16 protein-coding genes are annotated in these 17,804 nt (G+C 60.9%); 11 read left to right on the top strand and 5 right to left on the bottom strand.

Annotated elements, in window-relative coordinates; translation table 11 throughout:
• The first annotated feature begins 253 nt into the window (after positions 1-253).
• From N5D61_RS05525 to N5D61_RS05495, 7 genes are all read left to right on the top strand, one after another.
• The gene (locus N5D61_RS05525) at positions 254-3,172 is read left to right on the top strand and encodes an aminotransferase (protein WP_279891322.1); all 2,919 of its coding nucleotides are present in this window, start codon (positions 254-256) and stop codon (positions 3,170-3,172) included.
• A 208-nt stretch (positions 3,173-3,380) separates the two neighbouring features.
• The gene (gene aguA, locus N5D61_RS05520; RefSeq protein WP_108236068.1) at positions 3,381-4,487 is read left to right on the top strand and encodes an agmatine deiminase; all 1,107 of its coding nucleotides are present in this window, start codon (positions 3,381-3,383) and stop codon (positions 4,485-4,487) included.
• A 200-nt stretch (positions 4,488-4,687) separates the two neighbouring features.
• Positions 4,688-4,867, top strand: a complete 180-nt coding sequence (locus tag N5D61_RS05515) for a hypothetical protein (protein WP_256601057.1) — start codon at positions 4,688-4,690, stop codon at positions 4,865-4,867.
• Between the two features lie 254 nt (positions 4,868-5,121).
• On the top strand, positions 5,122-6,390 hold the full coding sequence (locus N5D61_RS05510; protein ID WP_108236066.1) for an OprD family porin: 1,269 nt from the start codon (positions 5,122-5,124) through the stop codon (positions 6,388-6,390).
• A 185-nt stretch (positions 6,391-6,575) separates the two neighbouring features.
• Positions 6,576-7,352, top strand: a complete 777-nt coding sequence (locus N5D61_RS05505; protein ID WP_108236065.1) for a helix-turn-helix transcriptional regulator — start codon at positions 6,576-6,578, stop codon at positions 7,350-7,352.
• A 170-nt stretch (positions 7,353-7,522) separates the two neighbouring features.
• On the top strand, positions 7,523-7,696 hold the full coding sequence (locus tag N5D61_RS05500; RefSeq protein ID WP_108236064.1) for a DUF1427 family protein: 174 nt from the start codon (positions 7,523-7,525) through the stop codon (positions 7,694-7,696).
• Positions 7,697-7,734: 38 nt separating this feature from the next.
• Positions 7,735-8,694 carry a zinc-binding alcohol dehydrogenase family protein gene (locus N5D61_RS05495; protein WP_279891320.1) on the top strand — a complete coding sequence of 320 codons (960 nt, stop codon included), beginning with the start codon at positions 7,735-7,737 and terminating at the stop codon, positions 8,692-8,694.
• 53 nt (positions 8,695-8,747) lie between these two features.
• Here N5D61_RS05495 and N5D61_RS05490 read toward each other — a convergent pair whose 3' ends face one another.
• Both N5D61_RS05490 and N5D61_RS05485 read right to left on the bottom strand, forming a co-directional pair.
• Positions 8,748-9,560 (bottom strand): transporter substrate-binding domain-containing protein, encoded by an 813-nt coding sequence (locus tag N5D61_RS05490; RefSeq protein ID WP_279891317.1) that lies wholly within the window; start codon positions 9,558-9,560, stop codon positions 8,748-8,750.
• Between the two features lie 73 nt (positions 9,561-9,633).
• Complete coding sequence (locus tag N5D61_RS05485) at positions 9,634-9,954, bottom strand: hypothetical protein (protein WP_108236061.1); 321 nt, start codon at positions 9,952-9,954, stop codon at positions 9,634-9,636.
• Positions 9,955-10,227: 273 nt separating this feature from the next.
• Here N5D61_RS05485 and N5D61_RS05480 point away from each other — a divergent pair, with 273 nt between their 5' ends.
• The 4 genes from N5D61_RS05480 (at position 10,228) to N5D61_RS05465 (ending at position 14,915) form a co-directional block, all read left to right on the top strand.
• Positions 10,228-11,136: a LysR family transcriptional regulator gene (locus tag N5D61_RS05480; protein WP_279891315.1), complete on the top strand. Its 909-nt coding sequence runs from the start codon at positions 10,228-10,230 to the stop codon at positions 11,134-11,136.
• 105 nt (positions 11,137-11,241) lie between these two features.
• Entirely contained in the window at positions 11,242-12,435 is a 1,194-nt protein-coding gene (locus N5D61_RS05475) for a CaiB/BaiF CoA-transferase family protein (RefSeq protein ID WP_108236059.1), read from the top strand.
• Positions 12,432-13,367, top strand: coding sequence for a hydroxymethylglutaryl-CoA lyase (locus N5D61_RS05470; protein ID WP_279891314.1), 936 nt, complete (start codon positions 12,432-12,434; stop codon positions 13,365-13,367). The genes N5D61_RS05475 and N5D61_RS05470 overlap by 4 nt, the downstream gene beginning before the upstream one ends.
• A gap of 213 nt (positions 13,368-13,580) precedes the next feature.
• The gene (locus N5D61_RS05465; RefSeq protein ID WP_108236057.1) at positions 13,581-14,915 is read left to right on the top strand and encodes an MFS transporter; all 1,335 of its coding nucleotides are present in this window, start codon (positions 13,581-13,583) and stop codon (positions 14,913-14,915) included.
• Positions 14,916-15,103: 188 nt separating this feature from the next.
• Here the strand turns inward: N5D61_RS05465 and N5D61_RS05460 are convergent, their stop codons facing one another.
• The 3 genes from N5D61_RS05460 to N5D61_RS05450 all read right to left on the bottom strand — a co-directional run bounded on the left by N5D61_RS05460 (position 15,104) and on the right by N5D61_RS05450 (position 17,754).
• Positions 15,104-15,364: a DUF2790 domain-containing protein gene (locus tag N5D61_RS05460; protein ID WP_279891312.1), complete on the bottom strand. Its 261-nt coding sequence runs from the start codon at positions 15,362-15,364 to the stop codon at positions 15,104-15,106.
• 226 nt (positions 15,365-15,590) lie between these two features.
• Positions 15,591-15,989, bottom strand: coding sequence for a DUF3597 domain-containing protein (locus tag N5D61_RS05455; protein WP_108236055.1), 399 nt, complete (start codon positions 15,987-15,989; stop codon positions 15,591-15,593).
• A gap of 433 nt (positions 15,990-16,422) precedes the next feature.
• Positions 16,423-17,754 carry an SPFH domain-containing protein gene (locus tag N5D61_RS05450; RefSeq protein WP_279891310.1) on the bottom strand — a complete coding sequence of 444 codons (1,332 nt, stop codon included), beginning with the start codon at positions 17,752-17,754 and terminating at the stop codon, positions 16,423-16,425.
• Positions 17,755-17,804: the final 50 nt, after the last annotated feature.

The following is a 17,804-nucleotide window of genomic DNA, read 5'->3' as shown; positions in this document are numbered from 1 at the left end:
CTTTTAGATAACGAAGCATAGCTTGTGTGTGCATGGTGTCCGGCGCAAGGTACAAACCGCCCGAAAGCCATGAAATTAATTGATGACCGTAACGGTGCTGCGTCATAAAACCGCCGCAACTGTTTCATCAGCGTAACGCCTGTTCTATCTATCGATTACCCATGGTTTTTCTTTAAGTCAGGCCCTGCGGGGTTGCTTCTGCCCCCGGCAACTGGCGATATTGCTGGCCATCTTCACCGTCGAGGCCCTGCCCATGCCGCTTGCCACCCTGATTCGTCGCTCAAGCCTGCCATGCCCGGAAATCAACCTTGCCCAGGCCGCCGAACTGTTGTCGACGCATTACGGGTTGAGCGGTGCGCTGAAGGAGCTGGGCAGTCATCAAGACCGTAACTTCCTGCTCGACACCGGGGAGCGGCCACGTTTCGTGCTGAAGATTTGTCATGGCGATTACTCCGCTGTCGAGCTCAAGGCCCAGCACGCGGCGCTGAGGCACCTGGCCGCCCATTCAGGGGTACGTGTGCCGGCGATCCGGCCCGCAACCAACGGTGAAGACCTGCTGTCCGTGCAGGTGGATGGCCTGAGCGTCCATGCCCGCCTGCTGGAGTTCATCGAAGGGCAATCCATCGCGCACGTCGAGCACTTGAGCCATTCCGTGGTGGCTGGGCTGGCGCAACTCTGCGCACAGGTAGATATCGCGCTGGCCACATTCTCGCACCCGGGCCTTGAGCGCGTCTTGCAGTGGGACCCGCGACACGCCAGCGCATTGATCAAGCACTTGCTGCCGGTCATCGATAGCGAGGACGAGCGTGCCTGTATCGCCAATGCGGCAGAAGAGGCCCGCGCCCGACTGCTGCCATTGATCGCATCACTTCCCGTGCAGGCGATCCACATGGACATCACCGAATACAACGTGGTCTGGGCGCGGGACGCTCACTCGATGTGGCAACTTCAAGGATTGATCGATTTCGGTGATCTGGTCAGCACTTGGCGCATTGCCGATTTGTCCGTGACGTGCGCTGCCTTGCTGCATCACGCCGACGGCGACCCGTTCTACATCCTGCAGGCCATTCGGGCTTACCACGCAATCAATCCGCTGCTGTCCGAGGAATTGAAGGCCTTGTGGCCGCTCATCGTCGCGCGCGCAGCGGTGCTGGTGCTCAGCAGTGAACAGCAGGCGAGTATCGAGCCTGATAACGCCTACATTCAGGCCAACCTCGCCAGCGAATGGAATATTTTCGATGTCGCGACCTCGGTGCCCATGGCATTGATGGAAGCCGCGATCCTCGATTCGGTGGGCCTGACTCAACCACGGCCTTTCGATCACACCTTTTCACCGTTACTGCCGGACTTGAAAGACCGGACGTTCGAGACCGTCGACCTCGGCGTGCTCAGCACCCTGTTCACTGCGGGCAACTGGGAGCAAAGCGGCATCGATGAGCGTCTGCTCAAGGAGGCTGCGGAGCATCATGGGCTGGCGACCAGTCGCTACGGCGAATACCGGCTGTCCCGGACGCTGCCTGACAGCCCCCGCGAGCCCGACACCTATGCGCTGCATGTCGAAGTGCAAATTCCTCACGGCACCGCGGTGCACGCACCTTTCCACGGTTCACTCAGGCACACGGCGGACGGCGCGCTGGCGCTGGTGGGCGCTGAACTGACGCTGCGTGTGTGGGGCGTGCGAACGGACTTCGACACAGGCGTGGAATTCGCAGCGGGTGATGTGATCGGGCAAGGCGGCGGTTCGCTCGTCGTGCAGTTGTGCACTGAGCGGGACGTCAGCCCACCGCTGTTCGCGACCCCTTCGCGCGCCGCTGCGTGGCGGGCCTTGTGCCCATCGCCGAAGGGGCTGCTGGGGTTCGAGTGTGACGCGCCGGAGCCGGTGAGTGCTGCGCAACTGCTGGCTCGTCGGGACGCCAGTTTTGCCCGCTCCCAGAAGCACTACTACGAAGCCCCGCCGCAGATCGAGCGAGGTTGGCGCAACCACCTGATCGACATGCAAGGGCGGTCCTATCTGGACATGCTCAACAACGTCGCGGTGTTGGGCCACGGACACCCGCGGATGGCCCAGGTTGCGGCGCGGCAATGGTCGTTGCTCAACACCAACTCGCGTTTTCATTACGCGGCGATTGCCGAGTTCTCCGAGCGCCTGCTGGGGCTTGCGCCCGAAGGCATGGACCGGGTGTTTCTGGTCAACAGCGGCACCGAGGCGAACGACTTGGCCATTCGCCTAGCCTGGGCCTACAGCGGTGGGCGAGATGTGTTGAGCGTATTGGAGGCGTATCACGGGTGGTCGGTGGCGACGGATGCGATCTCGACCTCCATTGCCGATAACCCGCAAGCGCTCAGCACCCGCCCCGACTGGGTTCACCCAGTGGTCGCACCGAACACCTATCGCGGCGAGGCCCGTGGCAATGACAGCACCCCGTTCTATTTGAAGAGCGTCGACGCGCACTTGGCCCGGCTGCGCGAACAGGGCCGTCAACTGTCAGGTTTCATCTGCGAGCCGGTATACGGCAACGCTGGCGGGATTTCCTTGCCGTCGGGGTATCTGCAGGAGGTTTATCGCAAGGTCCGCGCTCAGGGCGGCGTGTGCATCGCCGACGAGGTCCAGGTCGGGTATGGCCGACTGGGGCAGTATTTCTGGGGGTTCGAAGAGCAGGGCGTTGTGCCGGACATCATCACGATGGCCAAAGGCATGGGCAATGGCCACCCGTTGGGCGCCGTCATCACCCGGCGTGAAATCGCCGAGGCGCTGGAGGCTGAGGGGTATTTCTTCTCGTCGTCGGGAGGCAGCCCTGTCAGTTGTCAGATCGGCATGGCAGTGCTGGATGTGATGGAGGATGAGCAACTGTGGGAAAACGCTCGCCTTGTCGGCGGCTATTTCAAGGAACGTCTGCTGGCCTTGATCGATAAACACCGGCTGGTCGGTGCGGCCCACGGTTCAGGGTTCTACTTGGGCCTGGAACTGGTGCGCAACCGCGACACACTGGAGCCTGCCACCGAGGAAACCGCCTACTTGTGCGATCGCCTCCGCGAGCTGGGTATTTTCATGCAGCCGACCGGCGATTATCTCAACATCCTGAAGATCAAACCGCCCATGGTCACCACGCGTCGCAGCGTGGATTTCTTTGTCGACAGCGTATCGAAAGTGCTTAGCGAACTGGAAGACTGACACCCAGGAATCGGTAGCATCGTTCTCGGTCCAATGTTCTTTGAGTTCGATGACTATCGGAATTTTGTGACGATCTTAGAGATATTTTGGCCGTCCAGGCCTTTCAAGTTCGATATTTAACGGCTATAAAGGCCCCCGGCCAGTACTGCGAGCGCCATCCCGCACCCGTACGGCCTCTCACCCTGACGGTTCACTGGAGTCCTGACCGATGACCACACTCAACAGCACCCCCCGCGCCGATGGCTTCTACATGCCCGCCGAGTGGGCGCCGCAGACGCAGACCTGGATGGTCTGGCCGGAGCGTCCGGACAACTGGCGGCTTGGTGGGAAACCGGTCCAGACGGCCCATGTCGCCGTCGCCAAGGCCATTGCCCGCTTCGAGCCGGTAACCGTCGCGGTGTCCGCAGCGCAATACGACAACGCCCGGGCGCGCCTGGATGTGCCGAACATTCGCGTTGTGGAAATCAGCAACGATGACGCTTGGGTGCGTGATACCGGACCGACCTTCGTCATCAACGACCAAGGTGAAGTGCGCGGTGTGGACTGGGGTTTCAACGCCTGGGGCGGCTTTGATGGAGGCTTGTATTCGCCGTGGAATCTGGACGCGGCACTGGCCAGCAAAGTCCTCGAAATCGAACGTTGCCCACGTTACGTCACCGAAGGGTTCGTGCTCGAAGGTGGCTCGATCCACGTCGATGGCGAGGGCACGTTGATCACCACCGAAGAGTGCCTGCTCAACCGCAACCGCAACCCTCATCTGTCTCGCGAAGCGATCGAGACGGTGCTGCGCGATCATCTGTCGGTCGAGAAGATCATCTGGCTGCCGGATGGCCTGTACAACGATGAAACCGACGGCCATGTGGACAACTTCTGCTGTTACGTGCGCCCAGGTGAAGTGCTGCTGGCCTGGACCGATGATCCGAAAGACCCCAACTACCCACGGTGTCAGGCCGCGATGGCGGTGCTGGAGAATGCCCGCGACGCCAAGGGTCGACCGTTCGTCGTCCACAAAATGCCCATTCCCGGCCCGCTGTTCGCCACGGAAGAGGAGTGCGCAGGCGTTGATCAGGTGCACGGCAGCCAGGAACGCAACCCTTCGGTGCGCCTCGCCGGCTCCTACGTGAACTTCCTGATCGTGAATGGCGGCATTATTGCGCCGAGCTTCGACGACCCGCTGGATGACGCCGCTCGCCAGATCCTGCAGCGCCTGTTCCCCGAACACGAAGTGGTGATGGTGCCCGGCCGGGAACTGCTGCTGGGCGGCGGGAATATCCATTGCCTGACCCAACAGCAGCCTGCGCCTCGCCACGGTTGAGTTGGTTCGCTTCTTGCTGTCATCAAAGCCTGCCGGACGACAGGCTTTTTTGTGGGTAGCGATTTCTCGTTTGCCTGCCTGAACGCCGAAGCGGGTCGCCAAAGGGTTACCGCATTCGTCCGTCTGTAACAAAAGCTGATTAGATTTCGCAGTCCTAGACGTAAGAGGTTATCCCTATGAACGCAGGTCAGGAGTCGCGTGTGACTCGAGGTTTGTCTGCGAGCAATGAAGCACGGCAGATGATGGCGGACTGGTTACGGATAACCCAGGCACAAAAATCACAATTACCGGACTACCGGGCCATGTTGACCCAGCGCTACCCCTCCGGGCTGCTCAATGAAGCCGAGCTGGAAGCATTACTGGGCATTCTAAAGAACTGACGCGATTGGCCTCTCCCAGGTCTGGGGAGGCTTTTTCGCCTGTCGGTTCGGCGTTCATCAAATTGACAGCATTGCATGCCGCGGATAGCATTCGCGCCTCCACCGCCTGTGGCCTAGCGCCATGTACGTGCATCAGTAGTCCACTGCGATGATTTCGTGCGGGCTTCCGGGACTGTCAGCAGTCTGGGGAGACGCAATGACCTGCCCGGGTTTTTGCCACAGCGCGCGATCAATCTGCACATAAGGACAACAACATGAAACAGCGCATCGGCTTGCTCGCCCTGAGCATCTTCGCCGCCAGCCACGCTATGGCGGACGGCCAGGCAGACGCCAAAGGGTTCGTCGAAGACAGCAGCCTGAAGGTCAATCTGCGTAACGTCTACATCAATCGCGATTACAAAGGCGGCCCTCAAGACCGTGCTGAATGGGGCCAGGCGTTCATGGCCAACTATTCGTCCGGCTTCACGCAGGGCACCGTCGGCGTCGGCGTCGACGCGTTCGGGTTGTACGCTGTTCGCCTGGACGGTGGTAAAGGCAAAAGCGGCGCGGGCGGTATCGACTTTTTCAAACAGGGCGACAGCGGCAACGCGGCCGACGACCTGGCGCGCTTCGGCGGTGCGGTCAAGTTCCGAGTTTCCAACACCGAGCTGAAATACGGCGACATGATGCCGGAACTGCCGGTCCTGAGTTACGACAACTCCCGCCTGCTGCCGGAAACCTACACCGGTACCATGATCACCTCCAAGGAGATCAAAGACCTGACGCTGGTCGCGGGCCGCTTCACCGCGCAGACCCGCAAGAGTGCCGAAGGCCGCGACAGCGGTGACCTGAAAAGCATCAACGTCTACGGCGCCAGCTACAAATTCACCGACGCCTTCAGTGCGGCGTTCTACGCCTCCGATGACGAAGACACCCTCAAGAAGCAGTACGTGAACCTGAACTACGTTTTCGTGCTGCCGCAGGATCAGTCGCTGACCTTCGACTTCAACGGCTACAAGACCAAGCTGGACCGCGACATCGCTGTCGACGATGCCCGCGACAACAAGATCTGGAGCCTGGCAGCCACGTGGGCAACCGGTATCCACTCCTTCACCATCGCGCACCAGCGCAGCACGGGTGAAACCGGCTACAACTACGGCGGCTACCGTAACGCGGGCGGCTTCAGCGATGGCGGCAACACTATCTACCTGAGCAACTCCTACTGGTCGGACTTCAACGGCAAGGACGAGCGTTCCTGGCAACTGGGCTACGGCGTCAACCTGTCGAGCGTCGTGACTCCAGGCCTGAGCTACAAGGTCGCTTACGTGCGCGGCGACAACATCGATGACGGCACCAACCGTGGTGATGGCGACGAGCACGAGCTGTTCAGCCAGTTGAGCTACGTCGTTCAAAGCGGCCCGGCCAAAGATTTGTCGCTGCGCCTGCGCAACTCGTGGCTGCGCGTTTCGGACAACGCTTCCAACTACAACGTTGGCGGTAACGAAACCCGTATCTTCATCGATTACCCGATCAACGTGTTCTGATGTTGAACGGCGGTTGAGCTGAAGCTGCAGTCAGCGCCCTGGTCGAAAGATCAGGGCGTTTTGTTTTGTGCGCCTATGAAAGCTGCACGCCACGAAGCGGTGATCGAGGCTTTACCCTGAGGCCTGTGTCATCCGAGGCGTTACATCGCTAACATGGCGTCATTCCACCGCTGACTGGTCACCCCATGGCCCTCGCCGCACCGCCTGACCTCACTGACACCGCCGTTCCCGTGCAACGGGTGTCGCGCACGTATCCGCGTGGGCTGTATATCGAACCCCATGAGCATGACTGGGGCCAGGTGCTGTATGCCATGTCGGGGGTGATGTGGGTCGAAACGCCAAACGAGGCGCTGGTGGTCCCGCCCCAGCGTGCCGTCTGGCTGCCGCCCGGCGTGCCTCATGGCATCCGCGTGGTTTCCGATCTGGAAATGCGCAACATCTACCTGCGCCCGGCGCTGGCGCAGACCCTGGAGAATACGGTTCAGGTCTTCGAGGTCGCAAAGCTGCTGCGTGAGCTGATCGTCAGCCTGGTCGCCGAGCAGGGCAAGGATTCGGAGTATTACGATGCGTTAGTGCGGCTCGCCTTGCTGGAACTCAAGCGCGCCAAGCGTTCGTTGTTGAAGGTGCCGATGCCGGATGAGAGCGATCGCCGGTTGATGAATGTCTGCCATGCCGTGATGGTCGAGCCTTCGATCGATGTGCCCTTCGAGCAGCACGCGGAGAATGCCGGGGCCAGCGTCAGGACGCTGTCTCGTCTGTTCCAGAGCGTGCTAGGCATGGGCTTCGCCGAGTGGCGCCGGCAAGTGCAACTGGCCACGGCGGTGGCCGAGATCATCCAGGGTGTCCCGGTCAGCACCATCGCCCGCGCCATGGGGTATTCGCCCAGCAGCTTCAGCGATATGTTCCGTCGTGAACTGGGGGTGTCGCCTTCCCAGTACCCGCTCGGTGAACAATCAGATTGACGCTTGCGTGTGAGGTCAGCCCTGTCTACCGGGCCAGCCTTGCGCTTGAGCCTGTCCGAAATTCAGAAGTACTTGGCCGGTAGCGCATCCGGCCTTTTCTTACACTCTGGTCATCGCTAAACGACGTCGTGCCACGCATCGCCGCACGCCGCACTGCACCGGAGTTCGTCATGAGCTACATCATTTCTCTCGCAATCGGCATCGCCGTCGGCCTGCTTTACGGCGCCCTCGACTTCCGCTCGCCCGCGCCCCCGCTGGTGGCGCTGGTCGGCCTGCTGGGCATGCAGGCGGGCGAAAAGCTCTGGCCCATGGGGCGCCAATGGGTCGCCACTCTGATTTCGTGATTCGAACGATTTCTGTCTCTTCTCAGGATGTAAACACCATGAAAGCACTGCAATTTTCCCGAACCGGCGACCTGGCTGCTCTGGAGGTCGTGGAACTGCCGACACCGGTCCCCGCCGAAGGCGAGGTACTGGTGCAGGTCAAGGCGGCCGGCCTCAATCCGAGCGACGTGAAGAACGTGCTCGGGCGATTCCCCTACACCACGCTGCCTCGCGTGCCAGGGCGCGATTTTGCGGGTGTGGTAATTCAGGGCCCTGATGACCTGATGGGCAAGGAAGTGTGGGGCACCGGCAACAAGATCGGCTTTTCCCGCGACGGCTCGCACGCCGGTTACATCACGCTGCCTGCGAGCGGCGTGGCGCTCAAGCCCTCGTCCCTGAGTTTCGCTCAGGCCGCCAGCCTCGGCGTGCCGTACACCACCGCGTGGGATGCATTGGAGCGAAGCCGGGTAGACGGCCAGACTCGCGTGTTGGTGATCGGGGCCAATGGCGCCGTTGGCAGCGCAGCCATCGCGCTGGCTAAAGTGCGCGGCGCTCAAGTGCTGGCGGCCGTGCGCCGTCCGGAGCAGGTGCATGCACTCGACGCGCAAGGTTTCAAGGCCATTGCGTTAGGCAAGCCTGAAGAATTGGCTGCGCAAGTGGCGGAGGTGTTCCAAGGCGGCGCTGACGTCATCTTCGACACCACCGGCTTCTGGCTGCCCGCGGCCGTTCAGGCGCTGGCGCCGTTCGGCCGGATCGCCATCATTGCGGCACCGGTCGACGGGCACGTCCAACTGCCCGCGCTGGCGCTGTACCGAAAAGGCGGTTCGGTGGTGGGCATCAACTCGTTGCTGTACGGCGTCGAGGCCTGTGCGCGGATGCTGGAGCAATTCGGCCGGTTATTCGATGAAGGAAAGCTGCCGCTGCCCGAGGGCTTGGTTGAAACGCCTATCGAAGAAGGGTTGGCCCGGTACGCCGAAGTCAATCAAGGCGGCGCCGACAAGGTAATCCTGATCCCCTGAACATTCGCAGCGTGCTGGCGTGGGACCCTTGAAGCCATTGTCGCCAGCCGCTCTCACCACACCGGCAAACCCTTCATATACCCGGCCTCGATCCGCTCACTGCTGCCGTTGGCATGCAGGGTTTTGAGGGCTGTCCTCAACTTCTCCACCATCACCGGATCGCAGTTTTTCGAACAGGCCAGGTATAAGTCGGCCGTCATCATCACCGGGCTCATGACCAACGGCCGATCGCTCACCTGTTTCCAGATGTAGCGTGTTTCCGGCACACCGTTGAACCACGCGTCGACCCGGCCTTTGAGCAGCATCTGCGCCGGGTTTTCGCCGATCTTGAGGGGGTAGATTTGTGAGGGGAGGAAACCCTCATCGCGCAGTCGGGTTTCCTGAGCGCTGCCCAGCCCCACGGCGATCAGCTTGAACGCCCGTTTTGCGTCTTCGAAGCTGTCCACCCGTTGGGTAAGGCTGAAAAAACTGCGGTCCATGGTCAGGACCGGCGCGATCCACGTGAAGCGGTCTTCACGGCTCTGGATGCGGGTCAACGGGGCGATCAGCAGGTCGCGCCCGGCGCTGACCTCTCGCTGGGCGCGCGGCCAGGGTGGAGACAGCAGTTTCGGCGAATAACCGGCCAGCGCCATGGCCTTGAGCGCGATGTCACCGACGATACCGTGTTGGCCGTCGTGATCGGCCATCGTCAGGGGCGGCGCTTCGGCAACGTAAACATCGACCCCGGGCGTAGCAGAGGCAATCGACGACCCTCCCAGAAACACGGCGAACGCGAAACGGGGAATGCTGGACATCCATTTCATGGCAGCAGTGCTCAAGGTAATGATCAGACCCGTCCAGGCAGGCGGTTTGCCTGGCTCACGCATCAGTCTGGCAGCAGTTGAACAGTTTTGCCGGTCAAGGTGCAGCATTCAGTCGCGCAACTGCTTTCATCCCAGGTCAGGTCTTGTTGTGCTCGTTGGTGTAGCGGCCGCTCAGTTCCCATCCACATTCGAGCAACATGTCGATCCAGTCCTCGTACGAGTCGTCGACATCGAGCAGATTCATGAACTGGTCCTCGATGTGGCAACGAAAGGTCTGCTCTTCGACGTTCCACTCCACGTCCCGGATTCGCCAGGCGCGCTGGTCGGGCAACTGAATGCTCAAACCATGAAAGGGCACGAACGGCAATTCGACTTCGTACAACAGCTTGGACCATTCAGAAGAGATTTCAGGGGTCTGATGGGTCCAGACGTATTTGATCAATCGGACTTTGTGCACGGTAAGTCTTCTCTCGTGTTTCAGGTGACGGGCCCTGGCCTGATTGAATGAGGCGATGGCCCGCTGGGCATCGCTATACGTTACTCGAAGGCAGCGTGATCGGGGAGGGGGAGGCCGTGTATCAATCCTTGGCCGCGGGGCCGCCACTGGCGTGAGTGCGGGCAATACGGGACTCAGACACCCCAGTGGTCGGGAGTTCATTCGTCGGTTTGCGGCGCAGCGGCCAGCGGATGTGTATATTTCGGGGCCTCGCCTGGCCAATGGGACCTCGGCATGTTGCACAAGAACCTCATCCGTCGCCTCGACCTGATTACCCTCAAACTGTTCGTGGCCGTCTACGAAGAAGGCACCCTGACTCGGGCGGCGGCGCGCGAAGCGATTGCCACGTCGGCGGCGAGCAAGCGTCTGATGGAGCTGGAAGAGGTCCTGGGCATTGGCCTGTTCGTGCGCAACGCCAAGGGCATGCTGTTGACGGCCGCGGGCGAAACGCTGCTGCACCATGCCCGCCGCATGCTTTCCGACCTCGAGAAGATGGGGCTGGAGCTCGACGAGCACTTGCAAGGCATGCGCGGCTATGTACGCATGCTGGCCAACCTTTCGGGGATCATTCAGTTCCTGCCCGAGGACCTGCACGATTTCACCGCGCATCACACGCTGGTGAAAATCGACCTGGAGGAGCGCCCCAGCAACGGTGTCGTACAGGGGCTGATCGACGGTGTGGCGGATATCGGCATTTGTTCGGAAGACACCGACGTTCAAGGGCTGCACAGCGTGCCGTATCGCCAAGACGAACTGGTGGTGGTCATGCGCCCGGACCATGCGCTGGCGCGGCGTGAGCGCGTGGCCTTCGAAGAAACCCTGGGCAGCGATCACATCGGCTTGCACGCGGCCAGTTCGATCAATATGCGCACCCACACGGCGGCACGTTCCCATGGCGTGCCGCTGCGGGTGCGCATCCATGTACCGGGATTCGACGCCATGTGTCGCATGGTTCAGGCCAACATGGGCATCGGCGTGTTGCCGCGCAAGGCGTTCGAATTGCTCGGGACGCCGCTGGGTTTGACGGCGGTAGCATTGAGCGACGCCTGGGCACAGCGCACGTTGATTCTGGTGGTGCGCGACACGGCGGCACTCTCGCCGGTCAGCCAGTTGCTGTTCGAGCACCTTCAGCAACACCGATGAAGCGTTCGCGTTTCGCGAACGGCCCTTGCCCACAAACGGTTGGATTTTTCGAACGCCGGTCCTCTAGTCTTGGCTCAAATTCCAAGAAACACAGAGGTATGCGTTATGTCTGGCCCACTGAGCGGTGTGCGCGTCATCGAAATCGGCACACTGATCGCAGCGCCCTTCGCCGCCCGCCTGATGGGCGAATTCGGTGCTGAGGTCATCAAGATCGAATCCATGGGCCAGGGCGATCCACTTCGCAAATGGCGAAAGCTGCACGAAGGCACTTCGCTGTGGTGGTACCTCCAATCACGCAACAAAAAATCCCTTTCGCTGAACCTGAAATCCTCCGAAGGCATCGACATCGTCAAGCGCCTGGCCGAGGGCGCTGATGTGCTGATCGAAAACCTGCGCCCTGGCGCGCTGGAAAAGCTCGGCCTGGGTTGGGATGTCCTGCATGCCCTGAACCCCAAGCTCACGTTGGTGCGTATTTCCGGCTATGGCCAGTCTGGCCCCTACCGCGACCGCCCGGGCTTTGGTGCCATCGGCGAAGCCATGGGGGGCATTCGCTACACCACTGGCACACCGGGTTCGCCGCCCGCACGCGTTGGCGTCAGCCTGGGGGATTCCCTCGCCTCCATGCACGCGGTCATGGGCGCACTGATGTCTCTGCTGCGCGTGAAAACCGGACAGGGCGATGGCCAGATCGTCGATGTGTCGCTGGTCGAAAGCGTGTTCAACGTGATGGAAAGCCTGGTCCCCGAGTACGACATGCTGGGCCACGTGCGTGAACGTACCGGTGGCGCCTTGCCGGGTATTGCGCCTTCCAACACCTACCCGACCGCCGAAGGTGCGTTCGTGGTGATTGCCGGAAACAGCGATCCGATCTTCAAGCGCTTGATGCACGCCATGGGTCGTCCGGACCTGGCTGAAGCGCCCGAATTCGCTCACAACGACGGCCGTGCGGCACAGAGCGAGCTGCTCGACGACGCGATCAGCGCCTGGTCATCCAGCCTGCCCATCGATGAAGTGCTACAGGTGCTGGAGCGTGCCGAAGTCCCGGCGGGCCGCATTTACAACGTCGCCGATATCGTCGCCGACCCGCACTATCAAGCGCGTGAAATGATCCTCGACGCCCATTTGCCGGGCGGCGCGAGCGTCAAGATGCCAGGGATCGTACCCAAGCTGTCTGAAACACCCGGCGCGGTGAACTGGCAGGGCCCGGCGCTGGGCCAACACACCGACAGCGTGCTCGATGCCCTGGGGCTGACGGCTGCCGAGATCGCGCAACTCAAGACCGATGGGGTGGTGCAATGATTACCGACTTTTCAGAGCGTCTGATCGTCCAGGAGGTTTCGCCCCGCGATGGCCTGCAGATCGAGCCGACCTGGGTCGAAACCGCTGACAAAATCGACCTGATCAACCAACTTTCTCTGGCCGGCTTCAGCCGCATCGAAGCCGGTTCTTTTGTTTCGCCGAAAGCCATCCCGGCGCTGCGCGATGGGGACGAGGTGTTCCGTGGCATCCAGCGCCAGCCCGGCGTGATCTATGTGGCATTGATCCCTAATCTCAAAGGCGCGGAGCGCGCGATGGCCGCAGCCGCCGATGAGCTGAACCTGGTCATGTCCGCCAGCCAGACTCACAACCTGGCGAACATGCGCATGCGTTGCGAGCAGTCACTCAGCGCCTTCGGCGACATCGTCTCATTCACGGCAGGCAGCGAGGTCACGCTCAACGGCTCCATTGCCACGACCTTTGGTTGCCCCTTCGAAGGCAAGATCGATGAAGACCGTGTGCTGCAGTTCGTCGACGCCTACCTGGAGTTGGGGATGCAAGGCATTTCCCTTGCCGACACCACTGGCATGGCCAACCCGCGGCAAGTGCATCGCCTGGTGCAGCGGGTGTTGACCCGTCTTCCTGCCTCCGCGCTGACCCTGCACTTCCACAACACGCGCGGCCTGGGCTTGAGCAATGTGCTGGCGGCCTATGAAGCCGGTGCGCGACGCTTCGATGCCTCCCTCGGAGGGTTGGGCGGCTGTCCATTTGCGCCAGGTGCATCGGGGAACATCTGCACCGAGGACCTGGTGAATCTGTGTGACGAAATGGGCATTGAGACCGGCATTGACTTGCCTCATCTGCTGACCCTGTCCCGCCGTCTCCCTGCACTGCTCGGTCATGACATGCCGGGCCAGGTCGCCAAGGCCGGGCGCAACTGCGATCTGCATCCTGCACCGGCCGGGTTGAGTTAACGCAACCCCCTGTCGGAGCGCGCTTGTCGGCGATTGCGGTTTGTCAGTCAACACCGCAGCGTCTGGCATAACGCATCGTTGGAATGCCGCCCAGAGCAAGCGCGCTCCTACAGGAGATGAGATCTACCCGAACGAACACGCCTCGCCGCGTGCTCGTCCAGACAACAAAAACAATAGGGCGCCCCTTGGGCAGTCCAACTGGAGTTCACCGCAATGACAATCTCTGTTCTGAACCCGAACAGCAGCCTCGCCGAGGTTGTGAATGCCGAAAAGGCGCTGATCCGCAAGGTGGCATGGCGCTTGATGCCATTGATCATGGTCTGTTATCTGTTCGCCTTCTTCGACCGCATCAACATCAGCTTCGCGAAATTCCAGCTACAGACCGACCTGAGCTTGAGCGACACCGCCTACGGCCTGGGTGCGAGCCTGTTCGTCATTGGCTACGTGCTGTTCGAGGTGCCGAGCAACATCATGCTGTACAAGGTCGGCGCCCGCCGCTGGATCGCCCGCATCATGATTTCCTGGGGTGTCGCCACGGCACTGATGGTGTTCGTCAATGCCGACTGGCAGTTCTATGTGCTGCGCTTCATCATCGGCGCCATGGAGGCCGGTTTCGCGCCGGGCGTGTTGTTCTATCTGACGCTCTGGTTCCCGCAAACCTACCGCGGACGCATCACCTCGACGCTGTTCCTGGCCTCTGCTTTCGCAGGCCTGCTCGGCGCGCCGATCTCCGGCTTGGTGCTGGGGCAAATGGATGGCGTGATGCACATGCGCGGCTGGCACTGGCTGTTCCTGCTGGGCGGTGTCCCCTGCGTGTTGCTCGGTCTGGCGGTACTGAAGGTCCTCAAGGACCGTGTCGAGGACGCCCCGTGGCTGACCGACTCGGAAAAAACCTACCTCTCCAGCCGTATTGCCCAGCACGAACCCAACAAGCACGGCTCGCTGCTGACGGCCTTGAAAATGCCCGGCTTCCTGATGCTCGGCCTGATCTATTTCCTGATTCAGGTGGCGTCCTACGGCCTTAATTTCTGGGCACCGCAATTGATTCGTAGCGCAGGCGTCGACAGCCCGGTCGTGATCGGCCTGTTGACTTCGATTCCCTATATCTGCGGCGCGATCAGTATGGTCGTCGTCGGTCGCCTGTCCGACGCCAGTGGCGAGCGACGCAAATTCGTCTGTGGCCTCGTCGTGCTCGGCGCCATCGGCTTCTTCAGTGCCGGCATCTTCGCCCAGCACACCAGCCTGCTGATCCTTTCGCTGGCCATGCTGGGCGGCGGTATCGTGGCGTCCATCCCGGCCTTCTGGACCCTTCCGCCCAAGCTCTTGGCAGGGGCTGGCGCGGGCGCGGCGGGCGGCATCGCATTGATCAATACGCTGGGGCAGTTCGGCGGCATCGTCAGCCCCATCATGGTCGGCAGCATCAAAGACATGACCGGCAGTACCACGCCTGCGCTGTACGTGATTGGTGTCACCAGTGTGATCGCGGCGGGGCTGTTGCTGTGGGCGCTGCCGGAGAAATTGCGCACGCTGGATAAAAGCGAGCACTGAGTTTTCTGCAAACACCAACTCCCCGATGAAGCCACGCATTCATCAGGGAGGCGGTGTTTGCAGGATTTGTAGACGTTGATCGGCGTGCGCGTTGAACGCTGCTCGGGCAAAAACAGGCGACGCTTCGCATTCCGGCGGTGACGTCATGGCGATCGCCACCCACGCCGAAATCGCTTCACACGTTGCCATCAGTTGTCCTGGGCACAGTTCTGCGCGATGGTCCGGTAGCCGACCGCCTGCTTCTGACCCATCGAGTCCAGATAAGTCAGTTGAGCATTGACCACGCCGCACGAAGCACTGCCTTCGTTCACCGACAACACCTTGGCAATGTCCAGATGATCGCCGTACATGTACTGATGGGGTTTCACGGCGTCGGCTGCACTGGCGCCGACAGCGGCCAGACTGAAAACAGCGAACAGGGAAGCGAGGGTCAGGTTTTTCCAGTTCATGGGGTGTCTCCTTGCGTTGAATGAGTGTGTTCGAGAGGCTCTGTGCCGTCTCGATGGGTTCATTTAACGCCCCGCACGTATACCGGATGTGTCGCTGAACACTGCAGAACGCAACCGCGCGTATCAATGTGGCGCTCAGATACACAGCGATACAAACCTGCTCGTCATCCCCCCAAAAAAATACGGCGCACGGGTGGCGAAGCACCCGTGCGCCGTATTTCCTCAATCAGTGCAGCAATTCAGCAGGAACCTCCCCGCCGTTTTGCGAGATTTTGGCCAGCACGGCTTTGTGCAGCCAGATATTCATTGCGGCGGAGTCTTCCGTGGAACCGGTATACCCGAGCTCTTGGGCCAACTCTTTTCGATTGGCCAGGCTGCTGTCGATGTTCAGCAACTTCAGAAGATCGACGATGGAGGTCCGCCAGTTCAAGCCCGGATGCTGCGCGGAAAGCGCCTCGAGCTTGGCGGTGACATCCACCGGCGCTCCGGTGGCTGGGGTCACGGTGCCTGGAGCAGGAGGCACCGTTCCAGAGGGCGGCGCGACGGTCGGATCAGATGGGGTCGGTGTGCTGGCTTCGGCATGTTTGATTCCCAAGGCATCCAGAATCTTATTGAAAAAGCTCATGACAATTCCTTTCGTGAGTGATCGTTCAGTCCGGGTGATGACCACAGGCAAACCGCCAGTGATTACAAGCGCGTCATCCCCTGTTCGCGACGACTGACGTGGTTGAACCGACACCGAGTACCGAAGCCTGCAAACGCTGGAAATGCCTCGGCACCACGCGGTACAGCGCATGGGCGATGCAATGAGAGGACGGTCAAAACGGCTTCCATCGCTGGAAATGGGATCGTCACTGCCAGGTGCGTCAGCAGTTCAATAATCGGGGCAGCGCAGTCAACGTCGAGCACGGCCGCTATTTACTTGAGTCATCGGCGCAGGCATCAGTTCCGGTTAACGGAGCGACGCCGGCGCTATCAGATGAGTGGTGCCGTCCCATCCGTGAAAAACAGGACAGCGGTCGCTTCGGCGCGAAACATCTAACGCCCACATCCAGATGTCATTTGACGACCTTCAGGTCAATCGCCAGATCCCGCGCCGCCTTGGTCGCCAAGACACTCATGAACTGATTCAACTCATCCTGACGCCCCGTCGCGTTCCCTTGCCCGGCACCCATGGTGACACTCGGCACGGGCGCCTGCGCCGCAGCGTGTGCCCAGGCCTTATTGATCTCTACGAGGGCATCGAGCTTGGACTGCAAAGCCCCGTCAGCCTTGATGGTTGCCTCGCGGGCATGGGCTTCGGCATCCGCGGTGATGGTGGTCGCCTGTGCCATCGTCGTTGCCTTGTCCCGTAGCAACTCGGCAGTCTGCTTCTCGATCTCCGCCCGACTGCGCTCGCGTTCCGCGTTGATGACCGCTAATTGCTTCTCGGTTTCAGCCTGCGTAGTGCGCTCGATCTGATCGCGCAAGGTCTCCTGCCGTTTGGCTTCGACCTCCTTCTCTCCGCGTGCGGTCACCAGACGCTTTTCTTCCTCCTCCTTCAAGCGGTTCTGCCGCGCAACGGCAAGCTCTGCAAGCGCCTGCTGCACTTTGACCATACGCTGCTTGTACTGAGGGTTCGGGTCGGTATTGGTAATCCGTGCTTCGACCACTTCCACCCCAAACTTGCGGAATTGCTGTTGCTTGCGAATCGGGATGTTCTTGCTGTCCACCACCTTCTCGGTGACGTACTGACTGGCGGTGTTGCTGCCGTAGTTGCCTTGATCGGTACCGGCCTGAAGAATCGCCGTCTGTTTGGGCAGGTCACCCCTCGGCCCGCGAACCTCTCGACGTTTGATCAGATAAAGGCCTTCATTGAGCTGATTCTCGAACTCCGCGGCGAACTCACTCCGTGCACCGGCATAGTAGTCATCGGCCGTCATCAGCGAGGCCGTGGCTTGCAGCGTTTCCTTGATGGCAGGCAGCAAGGCCGTGCGAATGAAGTTGTCAGGGTTGCGATATTCCTGCGCGATGGTCAGGAACGCAGCGCCGCTGGGCAGCCGAAACCGTGCAGACGACTCGACCTTCGCATCCACGTTGCCCAAAAACACGATCGGAAATGCCTCGATCGTTGCCCCCAACGCGTCGTTTTCCGGGTTCCTGTCATCCTTGTCGATAACCAGCACCGACTGCACGCTGACCGCCTTCTTCCACGGCGTGGCGCGCCCGAACCATTTGGTGGAATAACCCACGTCGTCGACGATCTTCTCGTCACCGAAGATCGTTCGCACATGGGTCATATAACCCGCTTCGTTGTAGAAAAACACGCTGGTGAACAGCAACGGAATGGCGATCAATGCCGCCACAGGCGGCAGCAGGTATTTCAGCAGATTCTTATCGAGCTTCAGCATCGTCAGGCCCCTTGCGAACGAGGGGCGCATCTTTTCAGCGTTGGCTCAGA

Source organism: Pseudomonas sp. GD03842 (genome assembly GCF_029841165.1).
Classification (GTDB): domain Bacteria; phylum Pseudomonadota; class Gammaproteobacteria; order Pseudomonadales; family Pseudomonadaceae; genus Aquipseudomonas.
This window is presented reverse-complemented; position numbering and strand designations above follow the sequence as displayed.

Coding starts and splice junctions, on each gene's coding strand:
- N5D61_RS05455 (WP_108236055.1), bottom strand. CDS start 15,989: ATGAGCTTTTTCAATAAGATTCTGGATGCCTTGGGAATCAAACATGCC.
- N5D61_RS05480 (WP_279891315.1), top strand. CDS start 10,228: ATGTTGCACAAGAACCTCATCCGTCGCCTCGACCTGATTACCCTCAAA.
- N5D61_RS05470 (WP_279891314.1), top strand. CDS start 12,432: ATGATTACCGACTTTTCAGAGCGTCTGATCGTCCAGGAGGTTTCGCCC.
- N5D61_RS05505 (WP_108236065.1), top strand. CDS start 6,576: ATGGCCCTCGCCGCACCGCCTGACCTCACTGACACCGCCGTTCCCGTG.
- N5D61_RS05525 (WP_279891322.1), top strand. CDS start 254: ATGCCGCTTGCCACCCTGATTCGTCGCTCAAGCCTGCCATGCCCGGAA.
- N5D61_RS05465 (WP_108236057.1), top strand. CDS start 13,581: ATGACAATCTCTGTTCTGAACCCGAACAGCAGCCTCGCCGAGGTTGTG.
- N5D61_RS05510 (WP_108236066.1), top strand. CDS start 5,122: ATGAAACAGCGCATCGGCTTGCTCGCCCTGAGCATCTTCGCCGCCAGC.
- N5D61_RS05490 (WP_279891317.1), bottom strand. CDS start 9,560: ATGCGTGAGCCAGGCAAACCGCCTGCCTGGACGGGTCTGATCATTACC.
- N5D61_RS05500 (WP_108236064.1), top strand. CDS start 7,523: ATGAGCTACATCATTTCTCTCGCAATCGGCATCGCCGTCGGCCTGCTT.
- N5D61_RS05475 (WP_108236059.1), top strand. CDS start 11,242: ATGTCTGGCCCACTGAGCGGTGTGCGCGTCATCGAAATCGGCACACTG.
- aguA (WP_108236068.1), top strand. CDS start 3,381: ATGACCACACTCAACAGCACCCCCCGCGCCGATGGCTTCTACATGCCC.
- N5D61_RS05495 (WP_279891320.1), top strand. CDS start 7,735: ATGAAAGCACTGCAATTTTCCCGAACCGGCGACCTGGCTGCTCTGGAG.
- N5D61_RS05460 (WP_279891312.1), bottom strand. CDS start 15,364: ATGAACTGGAAAAACCTGACCCTCGCTTCCCTGTTCGCTGTTTTCAGT.
- N5D61_RS05450 (WP_279891310.1), bottom strand. CDS start 17,754: ATGCTGAAGCTCGATAAGAATCTGCTGAAATACCTGCTGCCGCCTGTG.